This is a genomic window from Selenomonas sp. oral taxon 892 str. F0426, from assembly GCF_000468035.1.
Lineage (GTDB): Bacteria > Bacillota > Negativicutes > Selenomonadales > Selenomonadaceae > Centipeda.
Genome location: NZ_KI260539.1, coordinates 147,476 through 170,591, shown reverse-complemented (window position 1 = coordinate 170,591; position 23,116 = coordinate 147,476). Strand labels below are relative to the sequence as shown.

The 23,116-nt window shown below is 55.7% G+C and carries 22 protein-coding genes; 2 read left to right on the top strand and 20 right to left on the bottom strand.

Features of this window, described 5'->3' with window-relative positions; translation table 11 throughout:
* Positions 1-12: 12 nt before the first annotated feature.
* From HMPREF1992_RS06085 to HMPREF1992_RS06075, 3 genes are all read right to left on the bottom strand, one after another.
* Positions 13-453 (bottom strand): transcriptional regulator GutM, encoded by a 441-nt coding sequence (locus HMPREF1992_RS06085; RefSeq protein WP_021684980.1) that lies wholly within the window; start codon positions 451-453, stop codon positions 13-15.
* Positions 454-644: 191 nt separating this feature from the next.
* A complete protein-coding gene (locus tag HMPREF1992_RS06080; RefSeq protein ID WP_021684979.1) occupies positions 645-1,481 on the bottom strand; it encodes a class II fructose-bisphosphate aldolase in 837 nt (278 codons plus the stop codon).
* A gap of 87 nt (positions 1,482-1,568) precedes the next feature.
* On the bottom strand, positions 1,569-2,294 hold the full coding sequence (locus HMPREF1992_RS06075) for a GntR family transcriptional regulator (protein ID WP_021684978.1): 726 nt from the start codon (positions 2,292-2,294) through the stop codon (positions 1,569-1,571).
* A gap of 148 nt (positions 2,295-2,442) precedes the next feature.
* Between HMPREF1992_RS06075 and HMPREF1992_RS06070 the strand changes: the two genes are divergently transcribed.
* Positions 2,443-3,150, top strand: coding sequence for a triose-phosphate isomerase (locus HMPREF1992_RS06070; protein ID WP_021684977.1), 708 nt, complete (start codon positions 2,443-2,445; stop codon positions 3,148-3,150).
* Positions 3,151-3,168: 18 nt separating this feature from the next.
* Positions 3,169-3,690 (top strand): YjbQ family protein, encoded by a 522-nt coding sequence (locus HMPREF1992_RS06065; RefSeq protein WP_021684976.1) that lies wholly within the window; start codon positions 3,169-3,171, stop codon positions 3,688-3,690.
* A gap of 390 nt (positions 3,691-4,080) precedes the next feature.
* Here HMPREF1992_RS06065 and HMPREF1992_RS06060 read toward each other — a convergent pair whose 3' ends face one another.
* The 17 genes from HMPREF1992_RS06060 to HMPREF1992_RS05980 form a co-directional block, all read right to left on the bottom strand.
* On the bottom strand, positions 4,081-5,403 hold the full coding sequence (locus tag HMPREF1992_RS06060; protein WP_037358775.1) for an NAD(P)H-dependent oxidoreductase: 1,323 nt from the start codon (positions 5,401-5,403) through the stop codon (positions 4,081-4,083).
* Between the two features lie 192 nt (positions 5,404-5,595).
* A complete protein-coding gene (groL, locus tag HMPREF1992_RS06055; RefSeq protein WP_021684974.1) occupies positions 5,596-7,224 on the bottom strand; it encodes a chaperonin GroEL in 1,629 nt (542 codons plus the stop codon).
* Positions 7,225-7,250: 26 nt separating this feature from the next.
* A complete protein-coding gene (gene groES, locus HMPREF1992_RS06050; protein WP_009441119.1) occupies positions 7,251-7,532 on the bottom strand; it encodes a co-chaperone GroES in 282 nt (93 codons plus the stop codon).
* A 222-nt stretch (positions 7,533-7,754) separates the two neighbouring features.
* Positions 7,755-9,479: a methyl-accepting chemotaxis protein gene (locus HMPREF1992_RS06045; protein ID WP_021684973.1), complete on the bottom strand. Its 1,725-nt coding sequence runs from the start codon at positions 9,477-9,479 to the stop codon at positions 7,755-7,757.
* A 13-nt stretch (positions 9,480-9,492) separates the two neighbouring features.
* The gene (locus tag HMPREF1992_RS06040) at positions 9,493-10,413 is read right to left on the bottom strand and encodes a sugar ABC transporter substrate-binding protein (RefSeq protein ID WP_021684972.1); all 921 of its coding nucleotides are present in this window, start codon (positions 10,411-10,413) and stop codon (positions 9,493-9,495) included.
* A 100-nt stretch (positions 10,414-10,513) separates the two neighbouring features.
* Positions 10,514-11,014, bottom strand: a complete 501-nt coding sequence (gene ilvN, locus HMPREF1992_RS06035; RefSeq protein WP_021684971.1) for an acetolactate synthase small subunit — start codon at positions 11,012-11,014, stop codon at positions 10,514-10,516.
* Between the two features lies 1 nt (position 11,015).
* Positions 11,016-12,701: a biosynthetic-type acetolactate synthase large subunit gene (ilvB, locus tag HMPREF1992_RS06030; protein WP_037358897.1), complete on the bottom strand. Its 1,686-nt coding sequence runs from the start codon at positions 12,699-12,701 to the stop codon at positions 11,016-11,018.
* A 146-nt stretch (positions 12,702-12,847) separates the two neighbouring features.
* Complete coding sequence (locus tag HMPREF1992_RS06025) at positions 12,848-13,498, bottom strand: ComF family protein (protein ID WP_037358772.1); 651 nt, start codon at positions 13,496-13,498, stop codon at positions 12,848-12,850.
* Between the two features lie 518 nt (positions 13,499-14,016).
* A complete protein-coding gene (locus tag HMPREF1992_RS06020; RefSeq protein ID WP_021684967.1) occupies positions 14,017-15,069 on the bottom strand; it encodes an L-threonylcarbamoyladenylate synthase in 1,053 nt (350 codons plus the stop codon).
* An 11-nt stretch (positions 15,070-15,080) separates the two neighbouring features.
* Entirely contained in the window at positions 15,081-15,959 is an 879-nt protein-coding gene (prmC, locus tag HMPREF1992_RS06015; RefSeq protein ID WP_021684966.1) for a peptide chain release factor N(5)-glutamine methyltransferase, read from the bottom strand.
* Entirely contained in the window at positions 15,959-17,023 is a 1,065-nt protein-coding gene (prfA, locus tag HMPREF1992_RS06010; protein ID WP_021684965.1) for a peptide chain release factor 1, read from the bottom strand. Before prfA ends, prmC begins: the two co-directional genes overlap by 1 nt.
* Complete coding sequence (locus HMPREF1992_RS06005) at positions 17,017-17,931, bottom strand: DUF1385 domain-containing protein (RefSeq protein WP_021684964.1); 915 nt, start codon at positions 17,929-17,931, stop codon at positions 17,017-17,019. The genes prfA and HMPREF1992_RS06005 overlap by 7 nt, the downstream gene beginning before the upstream one ends.
* Positions 17,932-18,043: 112 nt before the next feature.
* A complete protein-coding gene (gene rpmE, locus HMPREF1992_RS06000; RefSeq protein WP_009657055.1) occupies positions 18,044-18,244 on the bottom strand; it encodes a 50S ribosomal protein L31 in 201 nt (66 codons plus the stop codon).
* Between the two features lie 150 nt (positions 18,245-18,394).
* The gene (locus HMPREF1992_RS05995) at positions 18,395-19,681 is read right to left on the bottom strand and encodes an NAD(P)/FAD-dependent oxidoreductase (protein ID WP_021684963.1); all 1,287 of its coding nucleotides are present in this window, start codon (positions 19,679-19,681) and stop codon (positions 18,395-18,397) included.
* A gap of 192 nt (positions 19,682-19,873) precedes the next feature.
* Complete coding sequence (locus HMPREF1992_RS05990; protein WP_021684962.1) at positions 19,874-21,241, bottom strand: MATE family efflux transporter; 1,368 nt, start codon at positions 21,239-21,241, stop codon at positions 19,874-19,876.
* A 23-nt stretch (positions 21,242-21,264) separates the two neighbouring features.
* Positions 21,265-22,389 carry an N-acetylmuramoyl-L-alanine amidase gene (locus tag HMPREF1992_RS05985; RefSeq protein ID WP_021684961.1) on the bottom strand — a complete coding sequence of 375 codons (1,125 nt, stop codon included), beginning with the start codon at positions 22,387-22,389 and terminating at the stop codon, positions 21,265-21,267.
* A gap of 158 nt (positions 22,390-22,547) precedes the next feature.
* Positions 22,548-23,105 carry a MotE family protein gene (locus tag HMPREF1992_RS05980; RefSeq protein ID WP_021684960.1) on the bottom strand — a complete coding sequence of 186 codons (558 nt, stop codon included), beginning with the start codon at positions 23,103-23,105 and terminating at the stop codon, positions 22,548-22,550.
* Positions 23,106-23,116 lie beyond the last annotated feature (11 nt).

The window sequence follows — 23,116 nt, the reverse complement described above, 5'->3', positions numbered from 1 at the left end:
TCATTTTCCTCCTTAGTTATGATGATGCAGATCTTTCTGTTGCTCAGGTACAGGTTCCTCTGCACGTTCTGTTGTCTGTGACAGCCGTATGATGAGTGCCTCGAGTGCCTGCAAATGTCCCTTGTAGTGCACACGCCGTTTCTCCGGCAGTGCTGCATACTCCTCATGCAGATCATAGATCGTACGTCCGACGATCTCCTTTATTGGCCCGAACCTGCTGAGAATGGTCATCCCCTGCATGATGCGCCCGTCCAGGATCTCGCCGTCCGAATTGCACGCAATGACGACAATGTTCGACGGCCCCAGCTTCCGCCTGCGTGAGCCAATGCCCACGTTGCCGAGCCTGTGCATCTCACGTACGGCACGTTTGTACTCCTTGACCTGCAAATGCGTCCCAATGACCTGGATGACAAAGAGCAGAAACAATCCCCCCAAAAGTGCCTCTGTCTGCAACGAATGACCTCCCCCTCATTTTCTCTCGTATACTGATAGGAATTATATCATTGGATTACATTTTTCACAACAAACGGTTTGTTGAATTTTTGTCAATGTATCTCGCCGCACATACACGCTTTTGTCATTTGTTCCTATGCAGCATGCTCAAAAGAAAAACTGCCGGAATACGGCAGTCTGCTCTTAGATGATCATGATGTTTTGGAAATCAGCTGGATATAGTGCGTCAAGACCTTTCGCATCCCCTCGTCCGCCGCCTTCTGTGTCTCAATCAGGGAGTCCGTCTGCGCCGCCTTGATCTCTGCCATCGCCCCCACAAGGAAGTCCGTATAGACGTTGAGTTTTGCAATCCCCTCGCGTACAGCACGGCGCAAGTTTTCATCCCCCGTGCCGGAACCACCGTGCAGGACAAGCGGTACAGGAACGGCGGCAGCGAGTTCATGCAGCCGTGTGAAGTTCAGCTCCGGTGTCTGATTGCTCGCATAGACACCATGCGACGTACCGATAGAAACGGCAAGTGAATCCACACCCGTTGCCTGAACGAAGGCCGTAGCCTCCTCGACCGTCGTATAGACGCTGTCCGAGGTCGCCCCCTCGACGCCCTCAGAGGCACCGCCGACATGACCGATCTCCGCCTCGACACTCACGCTCTTCGCATGTGCGTAGGTGACTACCTCCTGCGTCAGCCGGATGTTCTCATCCATATCCTTCATTGAGGCATCCAGCATAACGGAGGTAAAACCAAGCTCTATAGCATGTCGGAGAAAATCAAAGTCCTGCCCGTGGTCGAGATGCAGCACAATCGGCGTATCCACTTTTTCTGTCCAGTATTTGCCGACGAGCGCAGCCTCCTCGAGAGAGATCAATCCTGCGTGCCCCTGTGCAAAGGAGAGCAGAATCGGCGTTTTGAGTGCATCCGCCGTCTGCACAAAAACGCGTGCGGCGTTCAGCGTGAGAAAATCAGGAGCGACAATGCCGTAATGCCCTGCCTTTGCGGCATCCAGCACAGATTTTCCATCGACCAGCATAGAGATTCCTCCTTCTCTGAAAGCATGTTGATGTTGTGGGTATCATATTTCAGAGAAATCCATTTGTCAATATTTATTTACCAGTGGTTATTTTTTAGTTGAACGCACGCGGAATCGACTGCGGAACGCATCTGCCTTGGATGTCGCATACTGTATGATCCGTCCCTCGCGATCCGTCGTCAGAATCCGTGTGACAAAGACAGGAGCCTCTTCTCCCACCTCGAGATAGAGCGCAATCTCAGGTGTCGCTCGGATGACCTCGATAGTTTTGTCCTCTGCATGAGGCTGAACGTCATGTGCCTCGAGCGTACGCAAAAGCCCGTTCTTTGTAAAGTCGATGTGTACAAGCTCTGGGCAAAGTGCAAGTGGGATATAGTCGTCTGTGACAGCATAGATACGATCATCCACATAGCGCAGTCGTTTGAGATGAAAGACAAGCGTCTCCTCAGCAAGTCCGAGCATTGCGGCGAGGTTGCCGCGCGCAGGCTCTACCACTTGCTGGAGAACTGTACTGCGCGTGACACGCCCCTCTGCAGAGAACATCTGCGCAAGACCGAATCCGCGCTGTGCTGCCTCGGAGTAGTCCACAGGGATCTTCTCTCCCGTGTAGAACGAACCACGCCCCTGCATGCGTACAATCTTGTTCTCTGCCTCGAGAAGCTCAAGTGCCTTGCGCACCGTTGGGCGGCTCACGCCGAGCGTCTGGCAGAGTTCCCGCTCCCCCGGAATTGGCGAGAAATAGGCAAGGTCTGCGAATTGCCGCTCCATCGCATCGCGGATCTTCTCGTGCAGTGGTCGTTTTTTACTCGTCATGCGTACGCCTTCCTCCTCTTTTACTTTTGTTATAGTATGTGATTACTTATGCCGTTGTCAACAGGAAACCGCCTTGCATGTGTATTTTACCTATGGTAATATTAAACTAACCATTGGTAACAACTCATTCTATACAGGAGGTCATATCATGAAGAGCAGTCTTGCCCCATTCCTTGTTGTCAATCCAAAATCCTATCTCTATGGCAAGGAGTCACTTGCACTCGCACAGGCTGCTGATCATGCGGCCAAGGAGACAGGGCTCAAGATCTATTTCACCTGTCCCTTCTCTGATATTCGCTGCGTGAGAGAAAACACCGAGGCGATTATTGTCACGGCACAGGCGATGGAGAGCCTGCGCCCCGGCCGCGGCATGGGACATCTCCTGCCCGAGGCACTCTATGAGGCAGGAGCGCGCGCAACCTTCCTCAACCACGCAGAGAACCCCATGACAATGGCCGAGCTTGCAAAGACGATTGTCCGCGCGCGCGAACTGGGCATCGAGACGATTGCGTGCGCAGATTCACTTGCCGAGGGCACTGCCATCGCGGCATTCCGCCCCAATATTCTGCTCTGCGAGCCAACCGATCTCATCGGTACAGGCAAAACCGCAGATGACAGCTACACGACCTCAATCGTTGCGAAGATCCGCAGCATCGATCCATCCATAGGCATCATGATCGCCTCCGGCATCACGACGGCAGATGATGTCTACCGCGTCGTACGACTCGGTGCAGACGGCAGCGGTGCAACGAGCGGAATTCTGAACGCTCCCGATCCGGCGAAGCGCATCATGGAGATGGCCGCAGCAATCGTGCGAGCCGCCGAAGTGCGTGAGGCACAGGGAAACGCGGCATAGTGCAAAGGAGATATACACATGGCCGTATTCAAGAAGAAGCTGACCCTCACCTCACACGGAGGCACGCCTACCTTTATCAACATCACAGAGGAGCTGAGCGCCGCTATTGAGGAGAGCAAGATCAACGAGGGCATTGCAACTGTCATCTCACCGCATACGACCTGCGGGATCTTCTTCGAGGAGTTCGTGCACGATGTGGACGAGACGGGCACAGAGTTCCTGCAGAACGATCTGAACGCCGTCCTCGAGAAGCTGATCCCGAACCAGACGGGCTGGAACCAATACCAGTACCCGGGTGAGGAGCACTACCGTGCCGTCGAGAGCTGGCCGGATGCCGAGGCATACCTTCCGGGCGGTGACCGCACAGCACTCTGGAACTGTGACGCTCACCTTAAGGCAACCCTCATCGGCTCCTCGGAGACCTTTGAAGTCGCTGGCGGCAAGCTTGCCGTGGGGACAACGGGCTACTGCTACTTCGTCGACTTCGACCGCACGCGCGCACGCACGCGCAAGTGCTCCATCGTCGTGATGGGTGAGTAAGAACGGTCAGCGATTTGTTGTTATTCTCTCACTGCAGCAAAAGGGACTGTTGCATGAACGCCCCTATCGGCTCGCTGCGCTCGCCACTTACTGACCTGTCCGAGAAGCAAGCCTGAAGGGCGCAGCTGAGCGGGTAACAGGTCGTATGGGAAAACCTCCCAAGAACACAAGCCGAAAGGCGAAGTGTGATTGGAAGAGGTTGACCGCTCCCCCGCTCTGACGGGGGAAGCTAAGATGCCATAATTCCAGCCTCCCCCGTGCGTCACGGGGGAGGGGGACCGCGTAGCGGTGGAAGGGGCGCTTGTAGCGATACCGCTGACATAATAACAAGGGACTGTTGCATGAAGTTTTCTAGCTTCGTGCAACAGTCCCTTTTCTTGTTTTCGATGCTTACTTCAGCGCATAGCCGTTGTTATACATCTTGTCCTGCTCTTTGCGCACCTGATAGAGCTGCGTCGATGTGTCGAGTTCAACCATGTCGAGGGTAAGGAGCGTGCCCTTTTTGACGTCGCACTTCATGCGCGTGTTCTTGTTGACGAGAGCGTAGACGACGTAGCCTTTTTCATAGGTCTCCTCGGCGGTTGCAATCGAGCCGTAGGTGGTGTAGCCTCCGATTCCGTCGATGGTCTCTCCCGCCTTGAGATCACGCTTGGCAACGGCAATGCACTCACTGACAGGACCATCCAAGGGGATGATGGTCGGCTCATGGTCAATGACGATCTTTGCAACGGTGAGCGGCGTCTCGAGGTTGCAGAGGTGATACGGACGATAGAGCGTCCAGAGGGGGCCGGGGCCCATACTGTGGTAGCCCATCTGATACGCAATCTCTTCATTCTGTGTCGTAACGGTGACAAAGACACCGGGCGCGATGCCATTAACATATTCGACGACATGGTGCTTGTTGAGGATGCCTCCATCCTTCTTGAGCCTGAAGATTTCGTTGAGGTCAGCGCAGCGATCCTTCGGCGATGCAGACGGCCCATGTCCGCCAATCACATCGGGGATGAATCCCGTCGCGTTCGACATCGCGGTCATTTCGACCATGGTCTTCGTACCGTCCTTGAAGGAGGTGAGCATGCGCGGACTCATCTTGCGGCGCGTCGCCTCCTCAAGTACGGTATCGGGGTTGCAGTCATAGTCGAGCTTGTTGTTCTTGCCCTTGCCCATGACGACAACTTCCATGCCCATCGCACGTGCGAAGGAGTAGAGTTCCATGACGGCGCCCGGCTCATCGCCCGCAGAGCCCGTATAGATGACACCATTCTCGTCGCCGAGTTTCTTGAGGTAGCTGCCGATGACGACATCGGTCTCCACATCCATCATGACAACATGCTTCTTGTTGTTCATCGCATCGATCGCGATCTTAACGCCGACTTCAGGTACGCCTGTCACGTCAATTGCGACTTCGACGAGGTTCGCCTGAGAGATGAGGTCTGAGTTCTCCGTTGCAACGTATTTTCCCTGCTCCATGAAGCGGTTCGCCTCTTCGAGCGTCTTTGCAACAGCAATATCCTCGTCACTGATGCCCGCATAATGGAAGGCGTTTATGACATTCTCAAACTTGATATCCGAGACGATTGCCGGCATAATGCCTTTCATGAGCGCCATCTGGGTCACCATTCCGCGCCCCATCTGCCCCGCACCGACGATGCCTGCGCGAATGATTTTGCCCTCTTCCTCGCGCTTCTCAAGTTTCTTGTCCATATTCAGCATGCGAAACTCCTTTCGCTCACCCATAGGTGAACCTATACATCACTGTTCTGAACTTAGTATAACACCGCATTTCCATTCGTACAATATCATCTCGCCTGAATTTGCGTAAACATTATAGCAAAAAGAGGTATGTTTCCATCGGTAAAGAAACATACCTCTTTGTATTTATCGTTTATCTCGTGCGCGGAACGCTTACATCATGCCGCCCATACCGCCCATACCCGGTGCACCGCCCGGCATCGGAGCCTCCGGCTCCGGCTTGTCCGTAACGAGCGTCTCGGTTGTGAGCACCATCGCTGCGATTGATGCCGCATTCTGGAGTGCAGAGCGCGTAACCTTCGCAGGGTCAACGATACCAGCGCCGATCATATCAACGTAGGTGTTCTCAAGTGCGTTAAAGCCGATGCCGTCGCCTGCCTTCTTGACGCTGTCAACGACAACCGAGCCCTCGAGCCCTGCATTCTCCGCAATCTGGCGGACAGGAGCCTCGACCGCACGCTTTACGATCTCGATGCCGACCTTCACATCGCCCTCAGCCTGAATCTTATCCAGTGCCGGGAGAATGTCGATGAATGTCGTGCCGCCGCCGGCTACGATACCCTCTTCGACTGCTGCACGCGTTGCATTGAGTGCATCCTCGACGCGGTATTTCTTGTCCTTCATCTCGACTTCCGTCGCTGCACCAATCTCAACAACCGCCACACCGCCGGAAAGCTTCGCAAGACGCTCCTGGAGCTTCTCACGGTCGAAGTCGGACGTCGTGTCTGCAATCTGCTTTTTGAGCTGATCGACGCGCGCCGAGATCTGTGCCTTGTCGCCCGCACCGTCAACGATCGTCGTCTCTTCCTTCGTGGAGCGCACCTGGCGTGCACGACCGAGATCGGCGAGCGTCACGCTGTCGAGCTTGCGGCCGATCTCCTCGCTGATAACCGTGCCGCCCGTGAGAATTGCAATATCCTCGAGCATTGCCTTGCGGCGGTCACCGAAGCCCGGAGCCTTGACGGCGAGCGCCTTGAACGTGCCGCGCAGTTTGTTGACAACGATGGTCGCAAGCGCCTCACCGTCGAGATCCTCTGCGATAATGACGATCTGCTTGCCCTGCTTTACGACCTGCTCGAGTACGGGCAGGATGTCCGCGACGGACGAGATCTTGCGGTCCGTGATGAGCACATACGGATCATCCATAACGGCTTCCATCTTCTCCGTGTCCGTCACCATGTATGGGGAGATATAGCCGCGGTCGAACTGCATGCCTTCGACAACTGAGAGATTCGTGTCCATGGACTTGGACTCCTCGACCGTGATGACGCCGTCCTTGCCAACCTTCTCCATCGCCTCTGCGATGAGGTCACCGACCTCACTGTCACCGGAGGAGATTGCCGCAACCTGTGCGATCTTTGCCTTCGTCTCGACCTTCTGTGCCTTGCTCTTGATCTCCTCAACGAGCGTCTTGACAGCCGTCTCAATGCCCTTCTTGACGATCATCGGGTTTGCGCCCGCAACGACGTTGCGCATTCCTTCCTGAATCATCGCCTGAGCGAGGAGTGTCGCCGTCGTCGTGCCGTCACCCGCAATATCGTTCGTCTTCGTTGCTACTTCCTTCACGAGCTGTGCGCCCATGTTCTCGAACGGATCCTCGAGCTCGATGTCGCGTGCAATCGTCACACCATCATTCGTGATCGTCGGGGCACCATACTTCTTGTCGAGAACGACATTGCGCCCCTTGGGGCCGAGCGTTACCTTGACTGCATTTGCAAGTGCATCCACACCGCGGCCAAGTGCGCGGCGAGCCTCTTCGTCAAACAGAATCTGCTTTGCCATTTATATTGCCTCCAGTATGCTATCTATCACAGAATTGCCAGAATATCGCTCTCACGAACGATGAGGTAATCCTTGTCATCCACCTTGATCTCGGAGCCCGAGTACTTGGAGAAGACAACGCCGTCACCGACCTTGACCTCCATCTCGGCGCGCTGTCCGTTATCGAGCAGCTTGCCCGTGCCAACGGCAACGACCTTGCCCTTCTGCGGCTTTTCCTTCGCCGTATCGGGGAGCACAATGCCGCTCGCCGTCGTGACATCGCTCTCTGCGACTTCAATGACAACACGTTCGCCCAGTGGCTTAATCATGGTATCTTCCTCCTAGTGTCCAAATCAATCTTACTCATAGTGTTAGCACTCTCATTTCCTGAGTGCTAACTTACGATGTCTATACTAATCGTTTTAAGTCAAAAAGTCAATAGGTATTTTGTAAAAAAGTCAAAAAAACAACAAAGAGCATGAAGACGAAATGCTTCATGCTCCCGTTCAAGGCACTCTTCCCCGCTGCGGCGGGGAAGAGTGGGGATTTAGTTATTCTTTGAACGCCGCGACAAGGTTCTTGAGACGTGCTGTCCCTTCCTTAAACGACTGAATCTTCGCGAGGATGTCCTCATACTCCGCTGCCATGGAGACGACCTTCTCTGCAATACGCGTATTGCCCTCCGCGCCCTCGTGAGTCGCGTTGCGGATGCCCTCCATCGCCGCATTCATCTCGCTGACGGCGTCCAGCAGATGCTGCGAACGCGCAGTAGTCGCGGCAGCGTTCTTGCGGAAATACTCCGCGTCTTCCTTGTACTGCACCGCCGTCTTGTCCATCAGATCGTAGTCGCCGCGAATATTATCATCGATGAAGCTGAGCAGCTTAAACGTGCCGTTCGAGAGTGCCTGCACGGATCCCGTGACCTGTCCCGTGAGCCCCTTGATCTTCTCCGCCGTGCCGCGCGACTGCTCGGCGAGCTTTCCAACCTCGCCTGCAACCACGGCGAATCCGCGTCCTGCCTCGCCCGCACGCGCCGCCTCGATGCTCGCGTTGAGCGCGAGGAGGTTCGTCTGTTCGGCGATCTCCCCAATGTCAAGCGTGAGCTGCTCGATCTGCTCGACGACCTTCGCTGACTCGATCGCCTCTGCCACGGAGGACTTCGTTCCTCCGTAGATCTTTCGCGTATTGAGGCGTGACTGCTCCATGCTCGTCTGTAGATCGGCAGCGCGCTGCGCGACCTCACGCGTATAGTCCTCACTCTCGTGTGCCGCCGTTGCCGCCCCCTGGATTCCGTCGCTCAGCTCACCGCTGAGGTGTTGGACGCTCGAGGTAGACGCAGCTGTCTCCTCCATGCCCGCAGACATCTCCTCGGTCACGGCGGACATATCTTGCGTATCGTTGTTCAGCCCCTGCAGCATCTGCTCGAGTTCGGCAACCATCATGTCGGTCTGTTCCGCCTCCTCGTGCACCTGCTTCATAAAGCCCTGCATCTTGCCGAGCGCCTTGACCACCGTACCGATCTCATCCGCACGCTCCGAGAGCTCTGCCGGAATCGAGCGAGACAGATCACCCGATGCAACCGCACTCAAATGGTCGATGGATGCCGCCAATGGATCCGAGATGTTATCCGCGATGCGCCGCGAGACAAGCATGCCGAATCCCACGGCAATGATGATGATGACAGCAAAACTGTAAACCGTCCGGTCGTAGCGTGCGTTGTTCGCCTCAAAGACCTGCTTCCCCTGAAACACATTGTCGGGCGTGAGCACCCCCATATTGCTCGAGATGACGGTGAGCGAAGCAAGGTTGTCGAAGATCACGGTACGATCCTCAGGTGCTGTCCCCATGTTGTTGATCGCGCTGACCTTGTCCGCAGCGATGTTCAAATTCTTTTCGAGTTCCGTGATCGTCGCCTGTGCCCGCTCACTCGTGTCAATCTTCTTGAGCTCCTCCATGTCGTGACGGATGCCATCAAGGTTGCCAAGGACATCATCGACGAGGATCTTGCGGTTGTCAGCAGTAAATCCCTCCTGCAGGATATAGGGGACGTTGACGCTGATCTTGCGCAGGCGCGTGTTCGCATCGTTGAGATACTGCGTCGACATCAGGTTGTGGTTATACATGTCATCCAGCGACTGCTTCGCCTGATAGTTCGAGTAGATGCCGACCACGGCGACAACGATCATGGCCGCGAGCAGGAAAACAGAGAGGACAAAAATCTTCGTCCGCACTGCATAATCCTTCATTGCGTCTGCCGAAATGAATGGAATGTTCATTGTGCTCTCCTCCTCACTTCGCCTGCGCGAGATTTTCCGCCGTTATGGACGTAAAAGGAATCGCGAGATCGCCGGACGGGGGATTTCCCTTGAGGAATCCCTCCGCAAGCGTCAGTGCACTCTCGCCCTGTGCCTTGGCATCCTGTTTGATGGTCTGCGACATCTCGCCAGCCTCAACGGCAGCAAGCCCTGCAGACGTCGCATCGACACCGGAGATAAGGCAGCCCTCGAGACGTCCAGCTCCTTTGAGTGCAGCAACTGCACCGAGTGCCATCTCATCGTTGCCCGCAACAACGCCGTTGATCTCGGGGAACATATTCATCCAGAGCATCATGGTCTTCAAGGCCTCAGCCTTGCTCCAGCCGGCATCCACAAAGGAGAGAAGCTGAATATCGGGACGTTTGTCGAGGCAGGCTGCCTTGAATCCCTCCCAGCGTCCCACAGCGCTGTCCTGCGTACCATCACCCTGGAGATAGACGATCTTCGCGTTCGGCGGCAGATTCGCCGCCATATATTCGCCCTGCATGCGTCCCGCCTCCACATCGTCAGAGTAAGCACGCAGCACCTTGCCCCCCCCCACACTGCGGTTGACTGTAATGATCGGAATTCCCGCATCATTGGCCTTTTCGATTGTCTTTACAATGCTCGAGCCGTCGACGGCGAGGAGTATGATCGCTCCAGCCCCCTTACCGATTGCCTCGTTCAGCTGGTCGATCTGCATGTTGCCGTCATTCTTGGCATCAAGGAACTCAACCTCGATGCCGTCTGCCTTTGCCTTCACGGCAAAGGCATCCTTGATCTGTGCGCAGAAGCCGTCACGGTCATCGTAGTTCGCATAGATAACGCGATCCGAGCTGCCGCCGGTGAGGCCACAGCCGGCAAGACCAAAGCATGCAGCCGGCAGGAGCAAAAGCCCCCATTTTCTCAGATTCATGGCAAACACTCCTTGATTTCAAAAGTTTTAGACTCTTTGTTTGGGTCTGCCTCGCATATCATGCGGCAGACAACGTGTGCTCCTCACACGCTCATACGATTTACATACGTTTTACTGGCACCGGCCCGCGCGAAAGCGCAATCGCGCCCGTACGCGCAATCTCGATGATGCCATAGTCAGACAGGAGCTCCGAGAGTGCATCAATCTTCTTTGCGTCACCCGTCAGTTCGATGACGACATTCTCTGCGCCGACATCTACGATGCGTGCGCGGAAGATGTTCACCACATCGATAATCTCGGCACGGTTCTCCTTTGTCGCCCGTACCTTGATGAGAACGAGTTCACGCGTGATGGACTCAAACTGCGTGAGGTTGACGATCTTCACGACATCGATCAGCTTCGAGAGCTGCGTCACGACCTGCCGCAGCTCGTTCTCCGACGCGACGGAAACGACGATATTGATGCGTGTAACATCAGGCTCCTCCGTGTAACCGGCGGAGATGCTCTCAATGTTGAACGCGCGGCGGCTGATGAGACCTGCGATATGGGTGAGTACGCCCGGTTTGTTGTCAACGAGCACGGCAAGCAAGTACTTATCCATCTTATCTCCCTCCCAGCACCATTTGATCGAGCCGCTTTCCGCCCGGCACCATCGGCACAACGTCTGCCTCCTCGGGCACGATGACATCAATCAGACGTGCCCCCTTTTCACGCAGGACACGCGGCAGAATCTCCGCAAACTCCTCTCGCGTCCCGATGCGGCAGGCTGCAACGCCCATTGCCTCAGCAAGCTTTACAAAATCGGTCTTTCCCTTCAGCTCCGAGGCGGAGTAATGATGGCTGTAGAAGAGTCGCTGCCACTGTCCGACCATGCCGAGGATGGAGTTGTGCACAATGACAATCTTGACATCGATATCGTTGTCCGCCATCGTCGCGAATTCCTGACAGTTCATCATGATACTGCCGTCGCCCGTAATGAGAACGACCTCCTTGTCCGGACAGGCGAGCTTCGCACCGATTGCCGCCGGCAAGCCATAGCCCATTGTCCCGAGGCCGCCCGAGGTGAGAAAATGGCGCGGCTCATGGCAGCTAAAGAACTGTGCTGCCCACATCTGATGCTGTCCCACATCCGTAACACAGATCGCGTCGGCGGGTAAGACCTCGCGCACACAGCTGATCAGCTCCTCTGGACGAATATCTGCTGACGCTTTCCATCCGAGCGGGTGGGCACGCTCCATGAGGAGGACCTCCCCCATCCACGAGCGAAACCGCGAGGGCAGCTCCTCTTGGGCACTGTTCTTTATGATGTCAACGAACGCGGGAAGCGTCTGCCTGAGATCGCCGATGACGGGAATATCTGCACGCACATTTTTATTCAGCTCTGCTGGATCAATATCAAAATGCACGATCCGGGCCTTCGGCGCAAACCCCGCGGTATTTCCAGTCACGCGGTCGCTGAAGCGCGTACCGACAGCCAACAGCAGGTCACATTCCTGAATCGCCATGTTGGACGCATAGGCACCATGCATCCCAGCCATGCCGGTAAAGCCCTCGGTCTCAGCAGCCACACCGCCAAGCCCCATCAACGTAGCAACGGATGGCACGCCTGTCAGCGCAAGAATTTCACGCACATAGTTCGCCGTATCCGAGAGCACAACGCCGCCTCCGACAAAGAGCAGCGGGCGCTGCGCAGCAAAAAGAGCTTCTGCCGCCTCCCATACGGCGGGGACCTCATAGGATGTATCCTCCGTATAGCCCCGCAGCTCAACGCTCGTAGGATATTCGTAGTCGATCTGCGTATCGAATACATCCTTTGCCACGTCGATGACGACCACCCCAGGACGTCCCGTGCGTGCAATGTAGAATGCCTCTTTCACAACGCGCGGCAGGTCGGCAGCATCCTTGACGAGATAGTTGTGCTTTGTGATCGGTGTCGTAATACCGACGATATCCGCCTCCTGGAACGAGTCCTTTCCTATGTAGGGATTCGCTACCTGCCCCGTGATGCAGACCATCGGCACGGAATCCATATGTGCCGTTGCGATACCTGTCACGAGGTTTGTCGCGCCCGGCCCCGAGGTCGCAAAGACAACGCCGACCTTGCCCGATGCTCTGGCATATCCATCAGCGGCATGAGACGCCCCCTGTTCATGGCGCGTCAGGATATGCGGAAATTTCATCTTATATAGTTCATCATAGAGCGTGAGAACCGCTCCGCCCGGATAGCCAAAGACAACCTCGACGCCCTCTGCCTTCAGGCTCTCCAAGAGAGCGCGTGCACCATTCATCTGCAATAGAACCCCTCCTAAGTGTGGAAAATCCCCATTATAATACATCTCTATTATAGGGCTTTCCTTTGTTTTTTACAAGAAGATCGGGCACCACGCCCCATAAGATATGCACGTATGAGCTCAAGGCTCATTGGCGTACGGACTCAAATGTGCTCGCTGGCTAGGACAAATGCATAGATCCGCGCGGCACCTGCCGTCTTCAATACGCGTGCACACTCCGTAAGTGTTGCTCCCGTCGTCATGATGTCGTCTACAAGCAGGAAATCCTTCCCTCTGACATCACTGTCCTCCGTCACTGCGAAGGCGCCTCTCAGCTCATGCCTCCGCTCTGCGCGCGTACGTTCATAAAGCGGTGCCGTATGGCGTGTGCGCGTGAGCAGCGGAGACAGCCGAATGCCATGTTCGGAAAGCCACGATGCAAAGATCTCCTCTGTTTGATTGAACCCACGCGCACGTAGGCGTTCTGGTGCAAGAGGTACGGGAACAGCAGACAAAGGATGGGGCAGCATAGGTATCACTGCCGCCCCCTCTGCCAGAATTCCATGCAGTGCGGACAGCATCGACCGATCGCACTGGTACTTCAATCTGCGCAAAAGATCACGCACGCCCTCCTGATAGTGCGCAAACGCCCAAATCCCATCGAGATACACGCGTGTATCCCCCGTTCGCACGAGCGCATGCAGACCGATTAGGCGTCCAATACACAGAGGACAAAATTGCCCACGCTGCTCCACGTAGGCGCGGCAGTTTGGACAGCGCGGAGGAAAGAGAAAGTCGAGGAATATGGAAAGCAAAACCATTCCTCCTATTCATATCATCAAAAAACTATTGCACCAAACGCTCATTTATGGTATGATAAACACAAGAAAAGAGATATATCTCCTGTAAACATCTGATTAGGAAAGAAAGGAGAATGTCTATTGACACAAAATCTTCAGCGCGGTGACCATGCCCCCTGATGGGAATGCATCTTTGAAGAAATCACGAGGCTGCTGAGAGAGCAGGTCTCATATGGCATTGTGTCAGCAAGGAATGGCTGCAGCGCCGTCGTCCCCGGAACGCCGGGCGAGTGACAATCTTCTCTGTACGATTCGTTTTTCGAAAACCTAGCGCGCAAATTGGATGATATTAGAGATCTCCAAAACGGTTTCAGCTGAACGTACAATACATGATCGAGCAGCCGCACACGGTGCTCTGCCCGATACCAACAACTGAATAAGGACGTGTTTAACTTTTATGGTAATTGCGATCTAACCGGCAGCTTGCTCGAAACAGAGCGGCTGTCGGTTTTTATTTGCGCGAAGCATGCAGACTACACAAACCGAACATCTCCGCCGCTTGCCTTGCGCAGGCGGTTCATGATCGCAAGTCCAAGACCATCAGGCCCCGTTCCCTCGGCGAGAAGAGAGGTGATGTCACTTTCGTCAAAATGGCGAAGCGCGTCGTAGAGGGAGGCAGCAAAAGCACTGTGATTACCACGCGCTCCGCAGTTGTACATATGCTCTGAGGGAATAATTTCACCGAGATCCGTAAGTGTCTCGTTGCTCGCAATAACGGCAGGCCGCTCCCCTGCTGCTGTGCGCCGCATGAACTCTGCGCGCAGTGCCGCCGTGACGGCATCCCCTACCCCTGCGTAGACAGTGAGCGGCACGCGCGGTGCGTAGTGCGTGTACTTCATGCCGGGTGCACGCGGTGTTTCGTCTGCCTCTGTGAGTGCCGCATCCATGCGTACCTCGATCGTGGGAAATTCTGCCGCAATCATCTCGCATGTGATTGCACCGGGGCGCAGGATTGTGACGATTCCCTCCTCCGTGCAGTCGACGATCGTGGACTCCACCCCTAGGCGGCAGCTGCCGCCATCGAGGATGAGGGGAATGCGTCCCGCCATATCCGCATGAACCATTGCTGCTGTCGTCGGACTCGGACGCCCTGAGGTGTTTGCGGACGGCGCAGCAATCGGAACCCCCGCCGTGCGAATGAAACGACGTGCAGCAGTGTGATCGGGACAGCGCACACCGACGGTTGGCAGTCCCCCCGTCACGATGTCTGGGATATGCGCAGCCTTCGGCAGGATAACGGTAAGAGGTCCGGGCGCAAATGCCGTAAGAAGATGCGCCGCAAAAGGCGGCATATACGATGTAACTTGGTTCGCCATCGCAAGATCTGAGACATGGAGGATGAGCGGATTGTCGGAGGGACGGCCCTTCGCCTCGTAGATACGCGCGCATGCCGCCGCATCCAGTCCGTTCGCACCGAGTCCGTAGACCGTCTCCGTCGGAAACGCAACGAGTGCACCGCTCCGAATGAGATCAGCGGCACGCGCGAAATCTGCCTGGGATGTTGGGCGAAGTATCTCCGTATCCATGCTTTCCCTCCTCACTCCGTATGGCCCATCACCACGCGCTCAATCCCGCCGAGATCCCTCATCGTCTCCGTCCGCACAATGCGCGGATGTGTCTCCATCAATGCCGCAACATCATGCGCCTCGCCGATTCCGACCTCAACGGCGATTGCACCACCATCCCTCAGCATCGCAGGAATGTTCACCATCAGGCGACGGTAAAAGTCCAGACCGTCGGCACCACCGTCGAGCGCAAGATGAGGTTCGTAGCCTCGTACCTCCGGCATAAGAGTTCCAATATCCGCCGTTGGAATATAGGGCGGATTCGACAAAATCATATCATACATACGACCCATGAGCGGCGCAGCGAGATCCCCCACATGAACATCAATACGCTCCGCAAGGCCCAGGCGCTCTGCATTCTCACGTGCAACCGCGGCGGCAGCAGATGAGATATCCACGGCATCTGCATGCGCCCCCTCCGTATAGTGAAGGACAGAGAGTGCAATTGCGCCTGTCCCCGTACCGATATCGGCGATGCAGAGATCACCTGCTCCTGCTGATGCGCGCGTGCGCAGAAAGTCCACGGCACACTCCACGAGCACCTCGGTATCCGGACGTGGGATGAGAGTATCGCGCGTCACACGAAAATCCAACCCCATAAACTCACGCGTGCCAAGCACATAGGCAAGCGGCATATGCGCCGCCCGGTCCTTGACATATGCACGAAAGCGCGCAAGCTCCTCAGCCTCGAGCGGCTCATCAAAATGCACGTAGAGATACATCCGATCTCTGCCAAGGACAGCAGAGAGCAAAACCTCCGCGTCAAGGCGCGGGTTTTCGATGCCACGCTCTCCGAAGAAATCCGTCGTCCACGTAAGGAGCCGCTGAATCGTCCAAACAACATCCGCCATCAGTTCACCTGTTTCAGACGCTCTGCCTGATCCGCTGTGATGAGTCCCGCAAGGATTTCATCGAGTTCACCATCGAGAACCGCATCGATCTTGTAAAGTGTCAGCCCAATGCGGTGATCGGTCACGCGCCCCTGCGGAAAATTATACGTGCGGATGCGCTCACTGCGGTCACCCGAACCGACCTGGCTGCGCCGATCGGCAGCAACAGCATCCGCCTGCTCCTGCTGTGCACGGTCATAGAGTCGTGCACGGAGTACCTTCATCGCCTTCTCACGATTCTTGAGCTGGGACTTTTCATCCTGGCACTGCACAACAATGCCCGTCGGGATATGCGTGATGCGGATCGCCGTCTCCGTACGGTTGACATACTGTCCGCCGGCGCCTGAGGCACAGTAGGTGTCGATGCGCAGATCATTCGGATCGACCGTGACCTCGACCTCCTCCGCCTCGGGGAGCACTGCGACTGTGACAGCGGATGTATGGATACGCCCCCCCGACTCCGTGACGGGGATGCGCTGCACGCGGTGCGTCCCGCTCTCGTATTTCAGACGGCTGTATGCGCCTGCACCATTGACAAGAAAGGAAACCTCCTTAAAGCCGCCGATCTCGGTTGGATTGCTGCTGAGAATCTCCGTCCGCCAGCCCTGCCGCTCGGCATAACGCGCATACATCCGAAAAAGGCTCGCAGCAAAGAGCGCCGCCTCCTCCCCGCCCACGCCGCCGCGTATCTCGACGATGACATTCTTATCATCGTTCGGGTCGCGCGGAAGGAGAAGGATCGGCATCTGTTCCGCGAGACGATCACGCTCTGCCTCTGCCTCTGCAATCTCCTCGGCGAGCATTTCCTTCATCTCGGCATCCGCCTCAGCGAGCATCTCCTTATCCTCTTCGATGGTCGCGAGCGCCTGTCGATAGGCGTCGTACGCCTCGATGATCGGTGTAAGCGCCGCATGCTCGCGCGTATAGCGCTGCCACTTTTCCATATCCGCCATCACAGAGGGATCGCTGAGAAGTGCCTCTAGCTCATGATATTTATCCGCAACGGCATTCAGTTTGCTTAACACGTTACTTCCTTTCGATAGTTTCCACTGCCTTCTGGGATATCCTCAGGCGGGAGTACTGCCTTGAGGCTTTCAATCGCGACCTCAACCATCTCATCGGCGGGCGGGCGCGTCGTCAGATACTGCAGCCACAGCCCCGGCGCAATCAAGATGTGGATGAGGCGGTTCTCGCTGCGTCCTGCAAACCGAATGATCTCGTAGGAAACGCCCGCAACGATCGGCAGCACGGCGAGTCGGGAGAGGATGCGCAGCCAGAGGTCGGGCCAGCCGAAGAACACATGAAAAACAATAGCGACGACCATAACGATCAGTAAAAAATTTGTACCGCAGCGCGGATGCAGGCGTGGAAATGCCTGCACATTCTCCACCGTCAGCGCCTGCCCCGCCTCATAGCAGTGGATGGTCTTGTGCTCCGCGCCATGATACTGGAAAACACGGCGAATACCGTCCATGAACGAGATCCCCCAGATGTAGAGGAGAAACACCGCGAGACGAATGCCGCCCTCGATCAGATTGAAAACGATGGGATCATCCGTATACGCCGCCGCGAGATGTGCTGCTCCCGTCGGAATGATAATGAAGAGTACACTTGCGAGAACGAGCGCGAAGATGATTGTCATCGCAATCTCCTTCTTTGTCATCTGCTCATCCTCCTCGCCCGCCGCCTGTGCAGAGAACGAGAGGGCACGCATGCCGATAACGAGGGACTCCACCATGATGACGGAACCACGGATGAGCGGCAAGTTCAGCACGGGATAGCGGTCGCGAATGGAGGTGACGGAATGCGTCTCCACCTCGATCTCTCCATTCGGAAGGCGCACGGCGGTCGCGGTCTTTGCAGCATCGCGCATCATGACCCCCTCAATGACCGCCTGCCCGCCGACCGCAAGGTCAGTTATTTTCTTTGGCATAGGATTTCCTTACTATATCAAAAAAGAGGCTATTGCACGATCTCTCGTACAATAGCCTCTCCCTGTTGTCGTGCGGCGAAGAGGCAAGGCGCAGTGCGCCTCACCTACGCTGCTATTTTCGCGCGTAACGCTTCTGGAACTTCTCGATGCGTCCGCCCGCCTGAACGTCGCGCTGACGCCCCGTGAAGAACGGATGGCACTTCGAGCAGACGTCGATACGCAGATCCTGCTTCGTCGAGCCGGTCGTGAACGTATTGCCGCAGCCACACGTCACCGTCGCCTCGAAGAACTCGGGATGAATGCCTTCTTTCATGTAAATACACCTCGTTTCTTTTGCCGGATACAAGCACGCTTGTGCACGCTTGGTTGAACTCGGCTGTCTTGCCGAGAACGAGTCATGGAAACAAACGCCCTGCGTTCATTACCGCGCAAGTATAGCATAAAACAGCACAGGGTGCAAGTATTACTCCAATTTACTGTGAATGATGCGTGCGAGACGGGTGCCGAAGAAGAAATTCCAGATCCACTTGATGGAGACTGTGAAATCCGCATACTTTCCTGCGAGGCGGATGAGGTGAACGACCATCCAGGCAAACCATGCGATGAAGCCCTTTGCCTTCATCACAATCCCAAGCCCAGGGATCGGCCCCTCCATGACGGCCTCGCCTTTTCCGATCGTCGCCATCGCCCCCACATCATGATACGTAAACTTTGAAAGCTGATCGGGCGTTTTGCCTGCAATCAGTGCCATGATATTCTTTTTAGCCAGCACAGCCTGTTGGGTCGCCACAGGTGCAACGGTTGGAAGCGGGCGCTCCAAGCCGCCATGCTGGAAGTTTGCACAGTCGCCGATGGCAAACACGCGGTCACTGCCCTTGACAAGCAGATTCTCCTCGACAATCACGCGCCCCGCACGATCCACCTCGCTGCCGCAATTCTTGATAAAGCCCTGTGCACGCACACCTGCCGCCCAGATCACCGTCTTGGTCGGAATGATCTCGCCATTTCCAAGTGTTAGATCGTTGCCGTCGTACTCCGTGACGGCTGTGTTAAGACGGACATCCACGCCTCGTTTGCGCAGAACATCGATCGTATGCTGCTGCAGATCTGGCGGCACCATGGGGAGAACCGTCCCCATCGCCTCAAGAAGCATAACGTGAACCTCATTGAAGTCAATCGTATGGAACTCCTTTTTGAAGACCTCAATGAGCTCCATCAATGCCCCCGCCATCTCGATGCCCGTCGCTCCGCCGCCGACAATGACAAAGTTCAGATGACGCTGACGCGCCTCGCGCTGATCTGGCCCTGACTTGCGCGCGGCACGCTCGAACTCATGGATGAAATGACCGCGCAGTGCAATCGCCTCCTGCAGCGTCTTCATCGCATAGGAATTGCGCTCAACGCTCTTGTTGCCGAAGAAGTTTGTTGTCGCACCGGCCGCGAGCACTAGATAGTCATAGGAGATCTCGCCGTGCTTCGTGATGAGTACACGGCGATCCTGATCGATGTCCAGTGCTTTGGACATATAGAAATTTACATTCGGGTTGTTCTTGAAGAATTGGCGTGTTGGGTACGCAATCTCCGAGGCTGAAAGTACTGCCGTACTCACCTGATAGAGCAGCGGCTGAAACAGATGATAGTTATGCCGATCCACAAGAGTAACACGCACATTTTCCTTGGCAAGCTCTTTGGCGAGGGTCACGCCTCCAAAACCAGCTCCGACGATGACAATGTGTTTCTGATCTGCCATATTTAACCCCACTCCTTGTCTCGATAGTGAAAAAAATCACATATCTATGTATTTTCCCCCATGAAAAATTATCGTGAGTACATTCTCCCCATGTCGTACATAATAGCATGTTTTACAAGAAATTCAATAGGTTATTTCGGATGCTGCACGATAAAGAATCTCCATTATCTATCTGTTCATAGAAGAAAACGATCACGAACTGCCCGCAAGCTTTGCATGACGCATACGGTTCTCGATGACGCGCAGACGAACCATGAGCAAAACCGCGCCGACGATGATACCGCCATTCAGCCCCGCCCAGTAACCATAGGGGCCGAGTTCCGTCCAACCCGCGAGCACGTAGCCGCTCGGCAGTCCGATCCCCCAGAATGAGAGCACGGCAAGCCAGAACGTGACCGTGACATCCTTGTACCCACGCAGCGCTCCCTGCAGCGGCGCATTGACGCAGTCGCTGAACTGCATGACGAGCGCATAGAGCAGGAATACGCGCAGGAGTTCCTGCACCTCCGGATTCGTCGTGTAGAGCGCCGCAACAGAGTCGCGCATCGCCGCAAGTACGAGAGCGATCACGCCGACGACGACGAGGGTCAGCACGCGGCTGAGACGAATGTAGGCGCGCGCTCCATTCTCACGACCGCCGCCGACCTCGTACCCCACGAGGATCGTGATCGCCATGGAAACGGAGAGCGGCAGCATATAGACAATGGTGGTGAAGTTCATCGCTGCCTGGTGTGCCGCGACCACAGTAGTCCCGTACGATGCCATGAGGAGTCCCACGGCGCCGAAGATGCTCTGTTCGCAGAATACCGTGAGTCCGATGGGCACACAGATGGCGAGCATTTTCCACCAGTCGCGCGGGATCGGCCGCGGCGGACGCGCAAAGACATGATACCGTGCAAACTGTTTCATCCGCAGGACAACAATGCTGTTCAGCACGAGAAACACACCGTAGCTCAATGCCGCCCCCAGCCCCGCGCCCGGTCCGCCGAGGGGCTGGATCCCGCATACGCCGTACATAAAGATATAGTTGAGAACAATGTTGATCGGGATCGTTGTCATTGTGATATACATCGTGAGGCGCGTCCGCCCATGCGCATCGATGAAGTTGCGCAGAACGATCGCGGGCGCAACGGGGATGAGTCCAAGCGCAATATAGGAGAGGTACTCCATCGTAATCCGCTCCACCACAGGTTCGAGCGCGAGCGCACGCACGAGATGCGGAACGGTAAGCACACCGACGAGCAGCATGAGTACGGCAAGAAGCGTCGCCCAGTAGAAACTCTGCTGAACAACGCTCCGAATCTCCCGTATGCGGCGTGCGCCATAATGCTGTGCAATGATGGGAGTCAGTCCCGAGACCAACCCCATAAAAGCTCCGAACACAGGAAAGAAGATGCTTGCCCCGACGGCAATACCCGCAAGATCTTCCTTGCTGATATGCCCCGCCATAACAGTGTTGAAGAATCCCGGAGCCATAAGAGAGACTTGCGTAACAAGGATCGGGAGGAGCACAATGAAGAACTGGCGTGCACGCGCCGGATAGCCATGAACCTCCTGCACTTTCTCACTCCCTCTCTAAAATATCACCCAAAGAAATCAGCAATGCCGTCCGCAATCCCCTGTGCGATCTTCTTGATGCCAGCCTCGCTGTTCATCATCTTTTCCTCATCTGGATTCGAAATAAAGGAGATCTCCACGAGGATTGCAGGCATATCTGTATGCTTCACGACGTAGAAATTGCTCGTCTGCGTGCCGCGGTCGAGTGTCCCAATGGCGTCGATAAGTGCCATGCGCACACTGTCAGCAAGGCGTTTAGACTGCTTTGTCCCCTTGGTGTAGTAATACGCCGTCGTCCCCTTCACCTCACGATTCGTAAAGGCATCTGCATGAATCGAGAGAAAGATGTCTGCATTGGCACGATTGGCGACCTCACAGCGTGCCTCCAGTTCCTCGACTGCAGTCGCACCCGAGCCCTTTGATGAGACCTCCGTATCTCCTGTACGCGTGAGAACGACCTTGGCGCCCTCTGCCTCGAGCAGCCGCTTGAGTTCACGGCTAACGCGCAGCGTCACCGACTTCTCCATAATGCCCGTCGGCCCAATCGCGCCTGAATCACTTCCTCCGTGCCCCGGATCAATGGCGATCAGGCGGCCCTTCATCCCCGTGATCGCCGACAAGTCACGCTCGAGTCGCTCGGAGTCATGTTCTTCCTCTTCGACCTCGTTATCCTTTTCTGATGCGGGTGGCTGCACTGGTACCGGCTTCTTTGCCTCCTGCACAGGCTTTGCCGGTTTTCCACCGGCGGGCGGCTTGCCAAAGTCCATGACGATGCGCGGCTTTTCCCCAGTGAGGGAAAAGAGGCGCCAGCCTCCTTTGCCCACAGAGGTCTCCACCACGATGCGAACCGTCGTTGCATCAAACTGAGCAACGCGCACAGCTGAGACGAGCGGCGAGTCCACAGCAGTATTCTTCTTTGCCTCCGGAGCAATCCACGCATTCTGCAAATCCAGTACAATCCGTGTCGGATTTGACAGGACACTCTGCTTATACGATATGGGGCGATCCGAGTCCACGACAATGCGAACACTCCCATCCGCCTTGCCGATGCGCACCCCTGTGACCTTCGTCAGCTCTTTTGCGTGATCACTGAATGCCGCTTCCACGGGGTGCACGGCAAAAGACGCCCCGAGCAGCGCGACCAGAAACATGGTCAGCAGAAAATATGTACGGCCCAAGAGCCTGCCCTCCCAAAGAACAGACGGAGAAAGGAATCACTGATAAAATTTTATCAGTGATTCCTAAAAACCTGCGAAGTATGCTTTTCAGCTGCTTCGCAGGCTCTCTCCGTCGCTATGTTACGATTCCCTTATTTATTGTCCGCTGCTGCATTTCGTGCCTTTGCGGCCCGCTGCGGTACGCCCTCATAGATGATCTGTGTGATCTCTGCCGCACGATCGGGTTCGAATGCCGCCATGATCTTCGCAGCATTCCCCTCATCCATGCGCTGCAAAATGGCGATGCAGAGGTCGACGTCCAGCGCTTCCATGACCTTTGCCGCATCCGCCGCTTTCATGTCATTGTAAAGGCGTGCGAGCTTCGTCACACGTTTTTTCTCTGCCGCTTCGCGTTCTGCCTGCTGCTTTGCAATCTCCTCCGGTGTAATTTTCACCGTCTCTGGAGCCTTTCTCGAAGCTGCAGCCGCAGGTGCCGCTGCAGATGTTGAGGAAGGTGCAGAGACAGTCGTCGTCTCCTCCTCCGTCGGCGGTACAAAGTATTCCCCAACAATCGGAAGCTCATGAAGCGCGTATTCTTCATTGAGCTCTTGCGTGTCAAAGAGTCGGAGATAGACCCCGAGTGCAAAACCTCCCGCGACCAATACGAGGAGTAAGACAAGTCCGAATAGGGTCTTCAATATCTTCCGCATGGAATTCCCTT